Here is a 15091-nt window from a genome sequence, read left to right on the forward strand (position 1 = left end):
CCCATGGCACGCGCTCATGACGACAACTGGGACCTGGCCACCAGCGTGGGCGTGACCGCGACCATGGTCGCGGCCGGCCGCGCGATGGCCACCAAGGACCCCCGCGGGCTGATCAACGACCCGTTCGCCGAGCCGCTGGTGCGCGCCGTCGGGGTGGAGCTGTTCACCAAGCTGATGGACGGCGAAATCGATTTCGACGCCATCGAGAACGCGTCGCCGGCGCGCATGCAGGCGATGAGCGACGGAATGGCCGTGCGCACCAAGTACTTCGACGATTACTTCATTGACGCCACCAGCACCGGCGTGCGCCAGGCGGTGATCCTGGCGTCCGGCCTGGACTCGCGCGCCTTCCGGTTGCCGTGGCCGGACGGCACGGTGGTCTACGAGCTCGACCAGCCGCAGGTGATCGAGTTCAAGACGACCACGCTGGCCGGCATCGGCGCCGAACCGACCGCCACCCGGCGCACCATCGCCATCGACCTGCGCGGGGACTGGCCGGCCGCGCTGAGGGCCGCGGGATGGGACGCGGCGGCGCCGACCGCGTGGTTGGCCGAGGGCCTGCTGATCTACCTGCCACCGGAGGCCCAGGACCGGCTGTTCGACCACATCACGGCCCTCAGCGCGCCCGGCAGCACCGTCGCCACCGAATTCGTGCCCGGCATCATCGATTTCGACGCGAGCCGGGTGCAGGACATGGCCGGCGTCTTTCGGGAGCACGGCGTCGACGTCGACATGGCGTCGCTGGTGTACACCGGCGAGCGCAACCACGTCGTCGACTATCTGCGGTCCAAGGGCTGGGAGGTCGACGGCATCACGCGCACGGAACTGTTCCAGCGCAACAACATCGAGGTGCCCAACCCCGAGCACGACGACCCGCTGGGCGAGATCATCTTCATCAGCGGCAGGCTCGCCGGCTAGCGTCGCGGGGTTACAGGCGCGAATTCCCCAGCCACAACGCGCTGGCGCCACTCAGCGTCTGCTCGGCGCTGTCCAGAATTCCGGCGATCGAGCGGCCGAGCAGCGCGCCCAGCGCATCCGGCAGCGACGCGGCGGCCGGCTGTGACGACGACCTCGGCCGCACCAAATCGAGCAGCGAGGAACTCGGATAGCCGACGAGGCGGACCTCGGTGTCCTCGTCCAGGCCCGCGAGGGCCTTGGCACGCCGCACCGCCGCCCGGAAGCCCCCGAGTTCGTCGACCAGGCCGCGCTCGGCGGCGTCGGCACCGGTCCACACCCGGCCCCGCGCAGCGACATCCACGTCGTCGATGCTCAGCTTGCGGCCCTCGGCGACCCGGTCCACGAAGTCGGCGTACATCAGGTCCGCCTCGGCCTCTCGATGCGCCCGCTGCTCCGGCGTGAACGGCGCATCGGCCGACCAGGCGTCGGCATTCGCGTTGGTGCGCACCGTATCCGACGCGACACCCAGGCGACCCTTCAGGCCGCGAACCACCAGCTTCCCGGTGATCACCCCGATCGAGCCGGTGATGGTGGCCGGATTGGCGACGATCGCGTCGGCGGCCATCGCGACGTAGTAGCCGCCGGACGCCGCGACCGCACCCATCGACGCCACCAGCGGCTTGCCGCGTTCGCGCGCCATTTTCACCTCGCGCCAGATGGTTTCGGACGCGGTGACCGAACCGCCCGGGCTGTTGACCCGCAGCACGATCGCGGACACCGAGTCGTCGGCGGCGGCCTCCCGCAGCGCCGCCGCGATCGTGTCGGCGCCGGCGGTGGGCGTGCCGACGGGCAGGAATTGCGGGCCACCGCGCCCGCCGACGATGTTGCCGTCGACGGTGATCACGGCGAAGGTCGGCTTGGGCCGGCGCCCGGGCACCGGCGGCACGGGCGGGGTCAGCCGGGACCGGGCCGCTCCCGCGTAGCGCGCGAGGTACAGCCGGGGCGGCTCGTCGCCGTCCGAAACATCCTCAGCCCCGGTGAGTTCCGCTATCCGGGCGTAGGCTTCGTCGCGGAATCCGATGCGGTCGACCAGGCCGGAGGCCACCGCTTCGTCGCGCAACAGCGGGCCGCGGTCGGCCAGCGCGTCGAGCGCCTCCGGCTCGACCTTGCGCGACTCGGCGACCGCCCGCCACACCTGGTCCTGCAGGCTCTGCAGCATCCTGGTGACCGCCTCGCGGTGGGCCTCGGTGAAGCCGCCCTCGGTGAAAAGGTTTGCCGCCGACTTGTATTCGCCCTTCGAGATGATCTGGGCCTCGATGCCCGCCTTCTCGAGCGCGTCGCGCAGGAACATCGCGTTGCTGGCGAAGCCGATCAGCCCGACGCTTCCCGCCGGCTGCATCCACACCTCCCCGAACGCGGAGGCCAGGTAGTAGGACAGCGTTCCGGGATAGGTCTCGGCCCACGCCAGGGACGGCTTGGCGGCGCTGAAGGCCTCGATGGCCGAGCGCAGCTCCTGCACGGCCGCCGGGGGCGACGCGCCCAGCTGCACGCGGGCGATCAGCCCGGCCACCCGGGAGTCCTCGGCTGCGCGGTGGATCGCGGCGACGGTGTCGCGCAGCGTCATCGGCCGGCCGGCGCCGCTGACGATCGCCAGCGGGTCGAACCCCGCCGTCTCCGGCGGCACCGAGCGCAGGTCCAATTCGAGCACGCAGCCGTTGGGCACGCCGTGGTGGCGGGCGGTATCGACGCGGCCGGCCAGCGCACGGACCTCGTCGATCCCGGGAATGGAGGGCAGGAAACCGAACATACTGTGCAGGGTACCGATCGGCCGCCGTACGGTGGTCGGGTGAGGTTTTCCATTGCCATCCCCCAGTTCGACTACAGCGGCTTTGACGCTCAAGGCCTTCGGTCCTACCTTGCCCGCGCCGAGGAGCTCGGGTTCGAGGGAGGCTGGGTGCTCGAGCAGACCATCGGGCAGGCCCCGCTGCTTGCGCCGCTGGAGCTGCTGGCGTGGTGCGCGGCCGGCACCGAGCGACTCCGCCTGGGTGTCGCCGTACTGGTGACGTCCCTGCACGAGCCGCTGCAGCTGGCCCAGTCAGTGGTCGCCGTCGACCGATTGAGCCACGGCCGGCTCGACATTGGCGTGGCACCCGGCGGCGGCGGACGACAGTTCGCCGCATTCGGGGTGGACAAGGACCACTTCATCTCGTATTTCACCGAGGGCCTCGAGCTGATGAAGGGGGCGTGGTCGGACGAGCCCACGGTGACCTTCCACGGCCGCTTCCGCGACGTCGACGGCCTGCCCTTCAATCCGAAACCCGTGCAGCGGCCGCACCCGCCGATCTGGTTCGGCGGTCTGGCGCCCAAGGCCCTGGCCCGGGCTGTGCGCCTCGGCGACTCGTTCCTGGGCGCGGGCTCCTCGACGACGGAGCACTTCACCGGCGCGGTCACCACCGTGCGTCACGAGCTCGAGGAGCAACAAAAAGACCCGGCGCGCTTCACCATTGGCAAACGGGTTTACCTGATGGTCGACGACGATGCGGCCCGCGCCCGCGAACGGGTGCTGGAAGGGCTGCACCGCATCTACGGCAACGCGATTCCCGGCATCGAGGCGGTGCCCGTCTCCGGCACACCCGACGACGTGGCGCGCGGCCTGCGCGAGGTGATCGACGCCGGCGCCGAGTACCTGTTGCTCAACCCCGTCGGCGTCGACGTGCCGGAGAACCGCGAGCAGATGGAACGCCTTGCCGCGGAGGTCATTCCGCAGCTGGGCTGACTACAGCTCGGTGACCGAACCGCCCGCGGCGGTGATCTTCTCGCGCGCGCTGCCGCTGAACTTGTGCGCGGTCAGGTCGACCTTGACGGTGAGCTTTCCGTCCCCGAGGACCTTGACCAACGCGTTCTTGCGCACCGCGCCCTTGGCCACCAGTTCGTCCACACCGATCGAACCGCCCTGCGGGAACAGCCGGTTGATGTCGCCGACGTTGACGATCTCGTATTCGGTGCGGAACCGGTTCCGGAATCCCTTGAGCTTGGGCAGCCGCATGTGAATCGGCATCTGGCCACCCTCGAAGGTGGCCGGCACGTTCTTGCGGGCCTTGGTGCCCTTGGTACCCCGGCCGGCCGACTTGCCCTTGGAACCCTCACCGCGACCGACGCGGGTGCGCGCCGTTTTCGACCCGGGCGCGGGCTTCAGGTCGTGCAGCTTGATGGTCACTGTGTTTTCCCTTCGGGTGCCGACTCCACCTCGACGAGGTGACGCACCGCCGCGATCAGGCCGCGGGTCTGCGGGTTGTCCTCGCGGATCACCGAGTGGCGAATCCGCCGCAACCCCAGGGTGCGCAGGCTCTCACGCTGCTTCCAGCGCGCACCGATGGTGCTGCGCACCTGGGTGATCTTGAGCTGACTCATGGCTACGCCGTTCCCTCCCGGACCGCCGCGCCCGCGGGCAGGCTGGCGGCGACCGCTTCGCTCTCGCGGCGCGCCTTGAGCATCCCGGCCGGGGCGACGTCCTCGATCGGCAGGCCGCGACGAGCGGCCACCTCCTCGGGACGCTGCAGCAGCTTGAGCGCGGCCACGGTGGCGTGCACCACGTTGATCGCGTTGTCGCTGCCCAGCGACTTGGCCAGGATGTCGTGCACCCCAGCGCATTCCAGCACCGCGCGCGCCGCACCGCCGGCGATCACACCGGTACCCGGGCTGGCCGGGCGCAGCAGCACCACACCGGCGGCCGCCTCACCCTGCACCGGGTGCGTGATGGTCCCGCCGATCAGCGGAACGCGGAAGAAGCCCTTGCGGGCCTCCTCGACGCCCTTGGCGATCGCGGCCGGAACCTCCTTGGCCTTGCCGTATCCGACGCCGACCATGCCGGCGCCGTCACCGACGATGACCAACGCGGTGAAGCTGAATCGCCGTCCACCCTTGACCACCTTGGAGACTCGGTTGATGGCGACGACCCGCTCTAAGTAGTTGCTCTTCTCGCCGTCGCGGTCACGACCGCCGCGGCCGCCACCATCGCGCCGGCCACGGCCGTCGCGGTTGTCACCGCGCGAGTCGCGGTTGTCGCCGCGGGCCTCGGGTCCGCCGGCTGACTGTTCCGCCATTATGCGGTCCTTCCAGTTGTCATCAGAAACTCAATCCGTTCTCGCGCGCGGCGTCGGCCAGCGCCGCGATCCGTCCGCCGTAGGTGTATCCGCCACGGTCGAACACCACGGAGTCGATGCCGGCGGCCTTGGCGCGCTCGGCGATCAGCTGGCCCACCCGCACGCTGTGGGCTTTCTTGTCACCCTCGAGGCCCCGCACGTCGGCCTCGATCGACGAGGCGGCGGCCAGCGTGGTGCCGTTTTCATCGTTGACCAGCTGCACGTGGATGTGCCGCGCCGAGCGGTGCACCACCAGCCTCGGACGCTGCGGCGTGCCCGCGATCTTCTTGCGCAGCCGCGCGTGCCTGCGCAGCCGCGAGACGCGCCGCGTCGCGGATACGCTCTGCCCCACCGGCTTCCGCGCGGCGGTCTCAGCCTTCTTTTGCGCCATGACTACTTACCTGTCTTTCCGACCTTGCGGCGGATCTGCTCGCCCTCGTAGCGCACGCCCTTGCCCTTGTACGGATCGGGACGGCGCAGGCGGCGGATGTTCGCCGAAATCTGGCCGACCTTCTGCTTGTCGATCCCCGACACCGTGAACTTCGTCGGCGACTGGACCGCGAACGTGATGCCCTCGGGCGCCTCGATCACCACGGGGTGGCTGTAGCCCAGCGCGAACTCGAGGTTGGAGCCCTTGAGCTGCACGCGGTAGCCGACCCCGAAGATCTCCATCTTCACGGTGTAGCCCTCGGTCACGCCGGTGACGAGGTTGGACACCAGCGTGCGCGACAGCCCGTGCAGCGAGCGGTTGCGCCGCTCGTCGTTGGGGCGGGTGACCACGATCGCGCCGTCGTCGTTGCGCGCCACCGTGATCGGCTCGGCGACCGTCAGGTTCAGCGAGCCCTTGGGTCCCTTGACCGAGACGTTCTGGCCTTCGATCGTTACGTCGACTCCGGTGGGTACCGGAACCGGCTGCTTACCAATGCGCGACATCTGTACTACCCCTCACCACACGTACGCGAGGACTTCGCCGCCCACGCCCTGTCTGGCCGCCTGACGGTCGGTGAGCAGACCCGACGACGTGGAGATGATCGCCACGCCCAGTCCGCCGAGCACCCGCGGCAGGTTGGTGGATTTCGCGTACACGCGCAAACCCGGCTTGGACACCCGGCGCAGGCCGGCGATGCTGCGCTCCCGGCTCGGGCCGTACTTGAGCTGGATCACCAGCGACTTGCCGACGCGAGCGTCCTCGGTGCGGTAGTCGTTGATGTAGCCCTCGGCCTTGAGGATCTGGGCGATGTTCGCCTTGATCTTGGAGTGCGGCAGGCTCACCTCGTCGTGGTACGCCGAATTGGCATTGCGCAGACGCGTCAAGAAGTCCGCGATCGGGTCCGTCATCGTCATATCGTTAGTCCCCTGTTACCAACTGCTCTTCTGCACACCGGGCAGCTCGCCCGCGTGCGCCATCTCGCGCAGGCAGATCCTGCACAGCCCGAACTTGCGGAACACCGCACGCGGACGGCCGCACTTACTGCAGCGGGTGTAGCCGCGCACCGCAAACTTCGGCTTGCGTGCGGCCTTGTTGACCAATGCCTTCTTCGCCATCTGCTCAGTTCTCCTTGAACGGAAAGCCGAGGGCCCGCAACAGCGCTCGTCCTTCGTCGTCGGTCGTCGCCGAGGTGACGACGTTGATGTCCATGCCCCGGACCCGGTCGATCTTGTCCACGTCGATCTCGTGGAACACCGACTGCTCGGCCAGTCCGAACGTGTAGTTGCCGACGCCGTCGAACTGCTTGGGCGACAGGCCGCGGAAGTCGCGGATACGCGGAAGCGCGATGGACGTGAGCCGGTCCAGGAACTCCCACATCCGGTCCCCGCGCAGGGTCACCCGGGCGCCGATCGGCATGCCCTCGCGCAACTTGAACTGCGCGATGGACTTCCGCGCCTTGCGGATCTCGGGCTTCTGCCCGGTGATCAGGGCCAGGTCGTTGACCGCACCGTTGATCAGCTTGGCGTCGCGGGCGGCGTCGCCGACCCCCATGTTCACGACGACCTTGGTCACGGTCGGGATCTGCATGACGTTGCCGTAGCCGAACTGCTTGTGCAACGCATCCCGAATCTCGTTGCGGTAGCGCTCTTTCAGGCGCGGCTGAGTTTTCTCTGCGGTGCTCATCAGATGTCCTTGCCGTTGCGCTTGGAGATGCGGACGCGCTTGCCGGTTTCCTCGTCCACCCGGTAGCCGATCCGGGTGGGCTTGCCGTCCGAGTCGACGACCATCACGTTGGAGACGTGGATCGGCGCTTCCTGCGTGACGATGCCGCCCGACCGCGCTCCGCGCTGGTTGGTCGAGACCGCGGTGTGCTTCTTGATCCGGTTGACGCCCTCGACCAGCACGCGGTTACGTTCCGGGTAGGCCTGCAGGACCTTGCCCTTGGCGCCCTTGTCCTTGCCCGCGATGACGAGGACGGTGTCGCCCTTGTGGACCTTCATCTACAACACCTCCGGGGCCAGCGAGATGATCTTCATGAATCGCTTCTCGCGCAGTTCGCGGCCGACCGGCCCGAAGATGCGCGTCCCGCGCGGGTCGTTGTCGGGCTTGATGATCACCGCGGCGTTCTCGTCGAACTTGATGTAGCTGCCGTCGGGACGGCGGCGCTCCTTGACCGTGCGCACCACGACGGCTTTGACGACGTCGCCGCGCTTGACGTTGCCGCCGGGGATGGCGTCCTTGACGGTGGCGACGATGACGTCACCGATACCGGCGTAGCGTCGCGACGAACCGCCGAGCACACGGATGCACAAGATCTCCTTGGCGCCGGTGTTGTCGGCGACCTTCAGCCGCGATTCCTGCTGAATCACTCGATCTCCTGACCTGGTTCATGTGTGCACGGCAGGACGAACCCACTAGCCTGACGTGCGCGGTCTTTGTCACCGAAGGGCACGCGGGGCCGATTCGCACCGGCCGAGGTCTGCCCAAGGCAACCCCTAGAGTCTAGGGGACGACCAGCTCAGAGCCAAATCTGCGGATGTCGGCGAGATGATGGACGCCTTCGTGCATCGCCTGGCGCACCAGCCAGCGCGCGGTGCGCCGTTCGCCGGGCAACCGGCTGCCCGCGCGGTCCCAGTCTTCCGTGCGCCTGACCTCGTCGCGGAACCCGGCGGTGCCGGCCGCCAGCTCGTCGAGCGTGGCCTCGATGTCGCAGTCGTTGTAGCGGAAGCGGCGGGCCCGCAGGTCGTTGAACATCGGCTCGAAGGCGGGTTCGTGCTCCGTGCGCACGCGGTGCAGCCGGATGGTGAAGCTGACGTAGACGTCGCGCACGTGGCAGAGGTACTCGGCGACCGACCACACCTCGGGGGCCGGCCGCACCCGCCGCGCCTCGGGCGCGATCGCGCCGATCGCCTCCCGGAGGGCGTCCGGCAGGCCCGAGATGACGGCGAGCGCGTCGTCGATGCCGGTGTCCAGGTAGGCGACTGAGCAGGCGTCGCAGACGTGATCCTCGGCGGCGAGCGGCGGTAGCGACGCGGGCATGGGGAAATCCTGCACCCGGCGCGGGTGCTACGGGGGGCAGGGCACCCTGACGGTGTTGTACCGGCAGACCTCGTCGGGCACGTTCGGCGGCGGCGACTGCAGCATCTCCATCCCCTGCTGCACCATCCGGGACACCTCCGGCGGCAATGCGACGCCCGGGGGCAACGGCGGCATCGGTAGCCCCGTCCCCGGCAGCTCCACCGCCCCCGGCGGCCACGGCGCCCCCGGCGGCAGCAGCGACCCGGCGGGAACCGGCGACGGCGGCGGACACGCGACCCGGACGGTATTGAACCGGCAGACCTCGTTCGGGTCGTTCGGGTCGTTCGGCGCCGGCAGGTCGGTGGCCCTGTCCACCAGGCGCACCGACGGCTCGGGGTTCACCGGCGCGGCCGCCGACGCTCCAGCCGCGACGAGCACGCCGGCCACCGCCAACAGCGCAACATTCCTCATGGTCTGACGGTCGCAGCCGCGGCTCGCAATGGCGTGGGAAACGACTATGCGCGCCGTGAGAAGGGCCGGCCGCAAGCATCACACAAGGATTAGGCAAGGCGGCCGCCAGACACTTTCCACGAACGGCCGTCACAGGCGGGCACAGCTGACGACCAGCGCCTGCCGCGGCACCCCCAGATTCGAGATTTCCGTCGGGAAAGGACACCTCCATGACCACACTGTCGTACTACCGGCAGGCCGTGACGCTCACCGCAGCGGCCGCGGCCCTGATTGCAAGTGCCGCGGTCGCCAACGCGGATCCGTCGGACGATCCGCCCATGCAGGCGGCGCGCGGCGACTACGTCGGCGACTGGCAGCGGCACGAAAGCGCGATGACGATCGCCCCCGACGGCACCGGGACGATCTTGATCGGGTCCAGCGCTCGCGACGTCGAGAAATGGGCGATGCGCTGGACGCGGGGCGCCGGCGCGGACTTCGCGATCGGGTTGGACCACCGCATCGGCATGTGGGGCAGCGGGCTGGAGGGCGCCCTCAACGAGCAGACCACGTGGCAGGCCGAGCTCGTCGTGGCCCCGGACGGTGTCACGGTCCTGCACTTGGTCCACAACGCCGCCGAACTCACCGACGCGAACGCCGGTGCCATCTGGTGCTCACAGAAGTACGGCTACAGCCACTTTTGCGGGGCCTGAAGGGCATCCCACAACGAGCAGATCCTCAGCTCGAATGTCGGTACCAGGCGGCGATGTACAGGACCAGCGCCGTGGCCAGCGCGATCAGCACCCAGATCACGACGGCCTGGTCGATCCACGAACCCGCGGGCGGGGTGCCGGGGAGGATGTTGCGCAGCGGCACGACGGCGAACAGCATCGCGGCGTACCAGGTGGAAAACGGCGGCAGGAATTGCCGGCGGCCGGTGAGCATCTGGATGGCCACGAACAGCGCCAGCGTCGGCAGCGTGATGAGCACCAGGCAGATCCCGAGGTCGAACACCAACGGGCCCTTGGCCCGCTGCAGGGTGAGGACGACGTTGTCCGGGCGATCGGAATCGCGGCTGTCCCGCCCGACCCGGCGGACCGAGATGTCCCAGCCCTCCAGCGACCCGGTCACCTCCACGCGTGCCGGTTTGTATTGACGGTTGTCGCCGGTTCCGACGAGCACGTCGGCCTGGATGGTGTCGGTCCGGTACGAGTCGAAGGGCCAGTCGCCGGGGTCGCCGTGGGCCTCGATGGTGGTGGCGACCTGCGCGGGCAGCTTGCCCACCGGATACTGCAGGTCCCCCAGGTCGTTCTGCGGGAAGAAGCGCACGGAGGTGTCGGTGTTCAACACGTTGAGTCGCTTGCTGATCAGCGAATCGTCGGGCATCACAAGGACTTTCACGTCGAGGCGATTCTGCACGGCGTGCAGCTGCTCGAATCGCACCAGAACCACGGTGCCCTCGGCGGTGTTCACGTCCGGCTCGGGCAGCGGACCCGGCGCGGACGCCAGCCAGTGGTAGCCGAACAGCGAGAGGGTATAGACCACCACGACGCCCACGATGATGGAGACATCAAGGACGAGGTGTCGCCGCCGCGGCTTGCGCGGTCGGCGCTGGCCGTTGGCCGGCGCGGCCAACGCCTCGGCCAGACGGGTTATCTCCTCGTCCCGTTGAATGGTCACGGAGGCTGATGCTAGCAACGCGCGTGTTTGCTGGCAGCTTTTAACGGCGGCCGCCACAAGCTTGTAACAAGCGGCGTTACCTGCGTTAACACAGCGCGGCTAGCCGAGGCTTTCGGGTATCAGTCCCCTTGCCGGACCCAGGCGAAGATGTACAGGCTCATCGCCGTCACGAGCGCGATCAGCACCCACTGCACGATGGCCTGGTCTATCCAAGAGCCGGGCGGCGGGGCGCCGGGCAGGATGTTGCGCAGCGGGACGATCGCGAACAGGTTCGCGGCGTACCACGTCGCGAAGGGCGGCAGGAACTTCCTTCGGCCCAGCGCCATCGGGATGGCGACCAGCAGGGCCAGGGTGGGAAGGCTGATGAGCACCAGGCAGATGCCCAGGTCGAAGATCAACGGGCCCTTGGCCCGCTTGAAGGTGATGACCACGTTCCCGTTGTCGGTGCCGCGCTGGGTCGGGAGCGCCCCGGGGTCGTGCAGCCGCTGGACGCTGACGTCCCACCCGTCGAGCTCACCGGTGACTTCGACGCGGGCGGGCACCTTCTTGACGTTGTCGCCGGACCCGACGAACGCGTCGGCCGAGATCGGTTCGGTCCGGTACGAGTCGAAGGGCCAGTTGCCGGGATCGCCGTGCGCCTCCACGGTGGTGCTGAGTTGTGCCGGCGCCTTTCCCTTGGGGTAGTGCAGGTCCCCCAGGTCGCTGGTCGGATACAGGCGCACCCCGACGTCGGTGCCCAGCACGTCGAAGCGGTTGTCGTAGGCCGAGATGCCCGGATACACAAGGACATTCACGGTAAGGCGATTCGCGACGGGCTTGAGCTCCTCGAGGCGCAGCTGCACGATGGTCGCGTCGCCCCCACCCTGGCTGAGGTCCAGCGGGGGAAGCGGGGCCTCCGCTTCCTGCAGCTGGTGGACGCCGAACAGGGATAGCGCGTAGGCGGAGATGACGACGAGCAGAATGCTCACGCCGATCGCGATGCGCGGCTTCCGATACTGTTTGCCACTCGGCGGCGGGGGCGACGGCGGTTCGTCCGACGGCGGGGGCGGGGCCGGTGTCGTCTGAGCCTCAGCGGTCATTGCTGACCCGCGCGCGCTGTGGGGGCAACACCGATCGAATGCTAGTGAACTTGCGCCGGTCCCGCGCGGTGACGAAAGCTCCGTCACTCACCGTCCATCGGCCGGTAACCCCGCCGTCGCTTTGCTGTAGGGAGGCCTAGCGCGGCGGCGAATCCGCCACGCAGCGAAACCCGATGTGGGTGGTCGCGGTGTCCTGTGATTGCGGCGACCGCGCGGCCGGACGGTAGCGATGGCAATATTCCGGCGCGCACAGGTGCGAACCGCCCTTCAGTGTCTGGCTGACGGACGGATCCGCCGGCCCCGACGGCGCGCAACAGGCCTTCGGCGGTTGATCGAGCCGGTGGTGCGCGGAGAACTCGGTGGCGGTCCACTCCCAGACGTTGCCGATCATGTCCAGCAGGCCGAATCCGTTGGGCGGAAAGGTCCCCACGGGCGAGGTGCCCACCCACCCGAGCGCACCGTCGTTCTCATACGGGAACCGGCCCTGCCACGTGTTGGCCATCAGCCGGCCGTCCGGGTTCGCCTCGTCGCCCCAGGAATAGGTCGTCGTGGTCGCGCCGCGCGCGGCGTACTCCCACTCGGCCTCGCTGGGGAGCCGCCGGCCGGCCCACCGCGCGTACGCCGCCGCGTCGGGATACGCCACCTGCACCACCGGATGATCGCCCCTGCCCTCGAGATCGCTGCCCGGCCCGAACGGATTCCGCCAGCTGGCGCCCGGCACCCAGTCCCACCATTGCCGCCAGTCGCGCAGATCGACCGGGCCCGGCGTCGGGCGGAAGACCATGGCGCCCGGGCACAGGTCGTCAGGGTTGGCGCCGGGGTACAGCGCCGGGTCTATCGGCTGCTCGGCGACGGTGACATAGCCTGTGGCGGAGACGAATTCGGCGAACTGGGCGTTGGTCACCGGGTGGCGCTCCACCGCGAAGGCCGCCACGGTCACCGTGTGGACCGGCGCCTCTTCGGGATAGAAGCTCGTCGATCCCATGCGGAACGATCCGCCCGGCAGGTCGACCAACTCGGTGAGCACCCCTTCAGGGTAGGGCTGCCACCGGCGGGCTCAGTCCGATTGTCGATACCAGCTGAACATGTACAGGGCCATCGCCGCGACGAGCGCCATCAACACCCAGATCACCAGGACCTGGTCGATCCACGCACCCGGCGGTGGAGATCCGGGCAGGAAATTGCGTATCGGGATGACGGCGAACAGCATGGCGGCGAACCACGTCACGAAGGGCGGCACGAATTTCCTTCTGCCCAGGGCTATTTGGATGGCCACCGCGAACGCCAGGGTGGGCAGGGCGAACAGGACCAGGCAGATGCCCAAGTCGAAGATCAGCGGCCCCTTGGCGCGGTGCAACGTGATGATCACGTTGTCCGGGCGGTCCGCCTCCTGGCTCGCTTCACCCACACGCTGGACACTGACGTCCCAACCGTCCAGCGCCCCGGTCACCTCCACCCGGGCGGGTATGTACTGGCGGGCATCGCCTTGCCCGACGAGCACCTCCGCCGACAGGGTGTCGGTGCTGTAGGAGTCGAACGGCCAGTTGTTCGGGTCGCCATGGGCCTCGATCGTGGTGGCGACCTGCGCCGGCGACTTCCCCGCCGGGTATTGCAGGTCACCCAGGTCATTGGCCGGGTCCATCCGCACGGCGGTGTCGGTCTTCAGCACGTCGAGGCGCTTGTCGAACATCGAATCCTCGGGGATCACAAGCACCTTTACCGTCAGACGGTTCGCGACGGTCTCCAGCTTTTCGAGACGCACCAGAACGACGGTGTCGTTGGTCGCGTTCAGGTCCGGCGGCTTGAGCGGTCCCGCCGATTTGGATAGCGCGTGGACGCCGAACAGCGCCAGTGCGTAGACGATCAGGAAGGCGACCAGGATGCCGATCAACAACAGGGTGCGCCGTCTGCCCCGCTTGGCGGGCGCCTCGGGCGGCGCCGCGGGCGGCGGTTCCGATGCGGGCGGTGTTGCGGGGGGTGGTGCTGGTGGAGCCTGGGTCATCGGTCAACACCTCCATGCGGTGTGCGGAGCTCGGGGGGCGAGCCCACGAAAATTAGATCGTAGCGAACCCATGCTGTTCATGCGTCAAATAATTTTTTCCGCCCACCAGTAGGCAATTTCCGTCAACCCGGCGCACACCCGAGCGCCACCCAGCGAAACCCGAGCCGCGGCGGCACGACGACTCGTTCATTCCCCGTTTGTTTGCCTGTTAATTCGACCGCTGTAAATGTGTCGATCAGCGCCGGCGCCAGGAGGCAAGCAAGGTGAAGTACAACCGATCGGCCATCCCCATGAGCCTGCTGGCGGCCGCCGCCTTGGTGGTCTCGGGATGCAGCAACGCCCACGCGACGCTGGCGTATGCCGCCGGCGCGAAGGTGGACTGCGGCGGCAAACAGACCCTGATCGCCAGCGGCTCGACCGCGCAGGCGAACGCGATGACGAAGTTCGTCGACGCGTACCACCGGGCGTGCCAGGGGCAGACCCTCAACTACACGGCCAACGGCTCGGGCGCGGGCATCAGCGAATTCCTGTCCGGTAAAACCGATTTCGGCGGGTCCGACATCCCGCTGTCCGGTGACCAATACGCCGCCGCCAAGCAGCGTTGCGGCGGGGCCGACGCGTGGAACCTGCCCGTGGTGTTCGGCCCGCTGGCCATCACCTACAACCTCGGCTCCGTCGACTCCCTGGTGCTCGACGCGCCCACGCTGGCCAAGATCTTCAACGGGACCATCACGCGCTGGGACGACCCGGCCCTCACCGCGTTCAACACCTCGATGCCGGCCGAGGACATCCGCGTCGTCTACCGCAGCGACGCGTCGGGCACCACCGAGAACTTCCAGTCCTACCTGCAGGCCGCGTCCGGCGGGGCCTGGAAGCAGGGCACCGGCAAGTCGTTCAAGGGCGGAGTCGGCGTCGGGGCCGCCGGCAACAAGGGCACGTCGGAGCTGGTGAAGGCCACCGAGGGCGCGATCAGCTACAACGAGTTGTCCTTCGCGCTGCAGCAGGGCCTGTTCGCCGCGGAGATCAAGACCCCGGCGAGCCGCAGGTCGCTGCGACCGGTGCGGATCGGCACCGACACGGTCGGCAAGACCATCACGGGCGCCAAAATCATCGGCACGGGCAACGATCTGGTGCTCGACATCTCGTCGTTCTACAACCCCGCCCAGCCCGACGTCTATCCGATCGTCCTGGCCACCTACGAGATCGTCTGCTCCAAGTACCCCGTCGCGGACGAGGCCAAGGCGGTCAAGGCGTTCCTGCAGGCGGCGATAGGCCCGGGCCAGGTCGAGCTGGCCCGCAACGGCTACATACCGCTGTCGCCCGACTTCCAGTCCAGGGTCTCCAGCGCCGTCGACGCGATCAGCTACGCCGGAGCGGCCGTCGCCGAGTAAGTCGC

21 protein-coding genes are annotated in these 15091 nt (G+C 68.6%); 4 read left to right on the forward strand and 17 right to left on the reverse strand.

Annotation, left to right across the window (positions count from 1 at the left end; genetic code table 11):
* Positions 1-3 precede the first annotated feature (3 nt).
* Positions 4-918, forward strand: a complete 915-nt coding sequence (locus tag AWB89_RS21150; protein ID WP_085176320.1) for a class I SAM-dependent methyltransferase — start codon at positions 4-6, stop codon at positions 916-918.
* A 10-nt stretch (positions 919-928) separates the two neighbouring features.
* On the opposite strand, the gene sppA is transcribed toward AWB89_RS21150, so the two are convergent.
* Positions 929-2704: a signal peptide peptidase SppA gene (sppA, locus tag AWB89_RS21155; RefSeq protein WP_085176323.1), complete on the reverse strand. Its 1776-nt coding sequence runs from the start codon at positions 2702-2704 to the stop codon at positions 929-931.
* A gap of 39 nt (positions 2705-2743) precedes the next feature.
* Between sppA and AWB89_RS21160 the strand changes: the two genes are divergently transcribed.
* Entirely contained in the window at positions 2744-3673 is a 930-nt protein-coding gene (locus tag AWB89_RS21160; protein WP_085176325.1) for an LLM class flavin-dependent oxidoreductase, read from the forward strand.
* Here AWB89_RS21160 and rplO read toward each other — a convergent pair whose 3' ends face one another.
* From rplO to AWB89_RS27105, 12 genes are all read right to left on the reverse strand, one after another.
* Positions 3674-4114 (reverse strand): 50S ribosomal protein L15, encoded by a 441-nt coding sequence (gene rplO, locus AWB89_RS21165; protein ID WP_085096999.1) that lies wholly within the window; start codon positions 4112-4114, stop codon positions 3674-3676. It abuts the gene before it with no gap.
* Complete coding sequence (rpmD, locus tag AWB89_RS21170; protein ID WP_085097002.1) at positions 4111-4308, reverse strand: 50S ribosomal protein L30; 198 nt, start codon at positions 4306-4308, stop codon at positions 4111-4113. The genes rplO and rpmD overlap by 4 nt, the downstream gene beginning before the upstream one ends.
* Positions 4309-4310: 2 nt before the next feature.
* On the reverse strand, positions 4311-5000 hold the full coding sequence (rpsE, locus tag AWB89_RS21175) for a 30S ribosomal protein S5 (protein ID WP_085097005.1): 690 nt from the start codon (positions 4998-5000) through the stop codon (positions 4311-4313).
* A gap of 22 nt (positions 5001-5022) precedes the next feature.
* Positions 5023-5391 carry a 50S ribosomal protein L18 gene (gene rplR / locus AWB89_RS21180; RefSeq protein WP_085097710.1) on the reverse strand — a complete coding sequence of 123 codons (369 nt, stop codon included), beginning with the start codon at positions 5389-5391 and terminating at the stop codon, positions 5023-5025.
* 41 nt (positions 5392-5432) lie between these two features.
* Positions 5433-5972, reverse strand: coding sequence for a 50S ribosomal protein L6 (gene rplF, locus AWB89_RS21185; protein WP_066907413.1), 540 nt, complete (start codon positions 5970-5972; stop codon positions 5433-5435).
* A gap of 12 nt (positions 5973-5984) precedes the next feature.
* Positions 5985-6383: a 30S ribosomal protein S8 gene (gene rpsH / locus AWB89_RS21190; RefSeq protein WP_085097007.1), complete on the reverse strand. Its 399-nt coding sequence runs from the start codon at positions 6381-6383 to the stop codon at positions 5985-5987.
* A gap of 15 nt (positions 6384-6398) precedes the next feature.
* Positions 6399-6584, reverse strand: coding sequence for a type Z 30S ribosomal protein S14 (locus tag AWB89_RS21195; RefSeq protein WP_011739072.1), 186 nt, complete (start codon positions 6582-6584; stop codon positions 6399-6401).
* A gap of 4 nt (positions 6585-6588) precedes the next feature.
* A complete protein-coding gene (rplE, locus tag AWB89_RS21200) occupies positions 6589-7152 on the reverse strand; it encodes a 50S ribosomal protein L5 (RefSeq protein ID WP_066907407.1) in 564 nt (187 codons plus the stop codon).
* Positions 7152-7469: a 50S ribosomal protein L24 gene (gene rplX, locus AWB89_RS21205; protein ID WP_085097010.1), complete on the reverse strand. Its 318-nt coding sequence runs from the start codon at positions 7467-7469 to the stop codon at positions 7152-7154. The genes rplE and rplX overlap by 1 nt, the downstream gene beginning before the upstream one ends.
* Complete coding sequence (gene rplN / locus AWB89_RS21210) at positions 7470-7838, reverse strand: 50S ribosomal protein L14 (protein ID WP_003403649.1); 369 nt, start codon at positions 7836-7838, stop codon at positions 7470-7472. It lies immediately after the preceding gene.
* Positions 7839-7971: 133 nt separating this feature from the next.
* Positions 7972-8508: a DinB family protein gene (locus AWB89_RS21215; RefSeq protein ID WP_085176584.1), complete on the reverse strand. Its 537-nt coding sequence runs from the start codon at positions 8506-8508 to the stop codon at positions 7972-7974.
* A gap of 27 nt (positions 8509-8535) precedes the next feature.
* Positions 8536-8958 carry a hypothetical protein gene (locus AWB89_RS27105; protein WP_139830643.1) on the reverse strand — a complete coding sequence of 141 codons (423 nt, stop codon included), beginning with the start codon at positions 8956-8958 and terminating at the stop codon, positions 8536-8538.
* Positions 8959-9167: 209 nt separating this feature from the next.
* Here AWB89_RS27105 and AWB89_RS21225 point away from each other — a divergent pair, with 209 nt between their 5' ends.
* Complete coding sequence (locus AWB89_RS21225; protein WP_085176327.1) at positions 9168-9647, forward strand: hypothetical protein; 480 nt, start codon at positions 9168-9170, stop codon at positions 9645-9647.
* A gap of 25 nt (positions 9648-9672) precedes the next feature.
* Here the strand turns inward: AWB89_RS21225 and AWB89_RS21230 are convergent, their stop codons facing one another.
* The 4 genes from AWB89_RS21230 to AWB89_RS21245 all read right to left on the reverse strand — a co-directional run bounded on the left by AWB89_RS21230 (position 9673) and on the right by AWB89_RS21245 (position 13695).
* Entirely contained in the window at positions 9673-10581 is a 909-nt protein-coding gene (locus tag AWB89_RS21230) for a DUF4436 domain-containing protein (RefSeq protein ID WP_372515370.1), read from the reverse strand.
* A gap of 152 nt (positions 10582-10733) precedes the next feature.
* The gene (locus AWB89_RS21235) at positions 10734-11693 is read right to left on the reverse strand and encodes a DUF4436 domain-containing protein (RefSeq protein ID WP_085097018.1); all 960 of its coding nucleotides are present in this window, start codon (positions 11691-11693) and stop codon (positions 10734-10736) included.
* A 136-nt stretch (positions 11694-11829) separates the two neighbouring features.
* A complete protein-coding gene (locus AWB89_RS21240; protein ID WP_085176329.1) occupies positions 11830-12720 on the reverse strand; it encodes a formylglycine-generating enzyme family protein in 891 nt (296 codons plus the stop codon).
* Positions 12721-12750: 30 nt separating this feature from the next.
* Entirely contained in the window at positions 12751-13695 is a 945-nt protein-coding gene (locus AWB89_RS21245) for a DUF4436 domain-containing protein (RefSeq protein WP_085176331.1), read from the reverse strand.
* Between the two features lie 263 nt (positions 13696-13958).
* On the opposite strand from AWB89_RS21245, the gene pstS reads away from it, so the two are divergent.
* Complete coding sequence (gene pstS / locus AWB89_RS21250) at positions 13959-15086, forward strand: phosphate ABC transporter substrate-binding protein PstS (protein WP_142282601.1); 1128 nt, start codon at positions 13959-13961, stop codon at positions 15084-15086.
* Positions 15087-15091 lie beyond the last annotated feature (5 nt).

The sequence above is a fragment of the Mycobacterium paraense genome (genome assembly GCF_002101815.1).
Lineage (GTDB): Bacteria > Actinomycetota > Actinomycetes > Mycobacteriales > Mycobacteriaceae > Mycobacterium > Mycobacterium paraense.

Bases quoted from the DNA above. Each gene is read 5' to 3' on its own strand.
- rpsE (WP_085097005.1), bottom strand. From the start codon at position 5,000: ATGGCGGAACAGTCAGCCGGCGGACCCGAGGCCCGCGGCGACAACCGC.
- sppA (WP_085176323.1), bottom strand. From the start codon at position 2,704: ATGTTCGGTTTCCTGCCCTCCATTCCCGGGATCGACGAGGTCCGTGCG.
- AWB89_RS21245 (WP_085176331.1), bottom strand. From the start codon at position 13,695: ATGACCCAGGCTCCACCAGCACCACCCCCCGCAACACCGCCCGCATCG.
- rplX (WP_085097010.1), bottom strand. From the start codon at position 7,469: ATGAAGGTCCACAAGGGCGACACCGTCCTCGTCATCGCGGGCAAGGAC.
- AWB89_RS21225 (WP_085176327.1), top strand. From the start codon at position 9,168: ATGACCACACTGTCGTACTACCGGCAGGCCGTGACGCTCACCGCAGCG.
- rplE (WP_066907407.1), bottom strand. From the start codon at position 7,152: ATGAGCACCGCAGAGAAAACTCAGCCGCGCCTGAAAGAGCGCTACCGC.
- AWB89_RS21195 (WP_011739072.1), bottom strand. From the start codon at position 6,584: ATGGCGAAGAAGGCATTGGTCAACAAGGCCGCACGCAAGCCGAAGTTT.
- rpmD (WP_085097002.1), bottom strand. From the start codon at position 4,308: ATGAGTCAGCTCAAGATCACCCAGGTGCGCAGCACCATCGGTGCGCGC.
- AWB89_RS21235 (WP_085097018.1), bottom strand. From the start codon at position 11,693: ATGACCGCTGAGGCTCAGACGACACCGGCCCCGCCCCCGCCGTCGGAC.
- rplF (WP_066907413.1), bottom strand. From the start codon at position 5,972: ATGTCGCGCATTGGTAAGCAGCCGGTTCCGGTACCCACCGGAGTCGAC.
- AWB89_RS21215 (WP_085176584.1), bottom strand. From the start codon at position 8,508: ATGCCCGCGTCGCTACCGCCGCTCGCCGCCGAGGATCACGTCTGCGAC.
- AWB89_RS21150 (WP_085176320.1), top strand. From the start codon at position 4: ATGGCACGCGCTCATGACGACAACTGGGACCTGGCCACCAGCGTGGGC.
- AWB89_RS27105 (WP_139830643.1), bottom strand. From the start codon at position 8,958: ATGAGGAATGTTGCGCTGTTGGCGGTGGCCGGCGTGCTCGTCGCGGCT.
- rpsH (WP_085097007.1), bottom strand. From the start codon at position 6,383: ATGACGATGACGGACCCGATCGCGGACTTCTTGACGCGTCTGCGCAAT.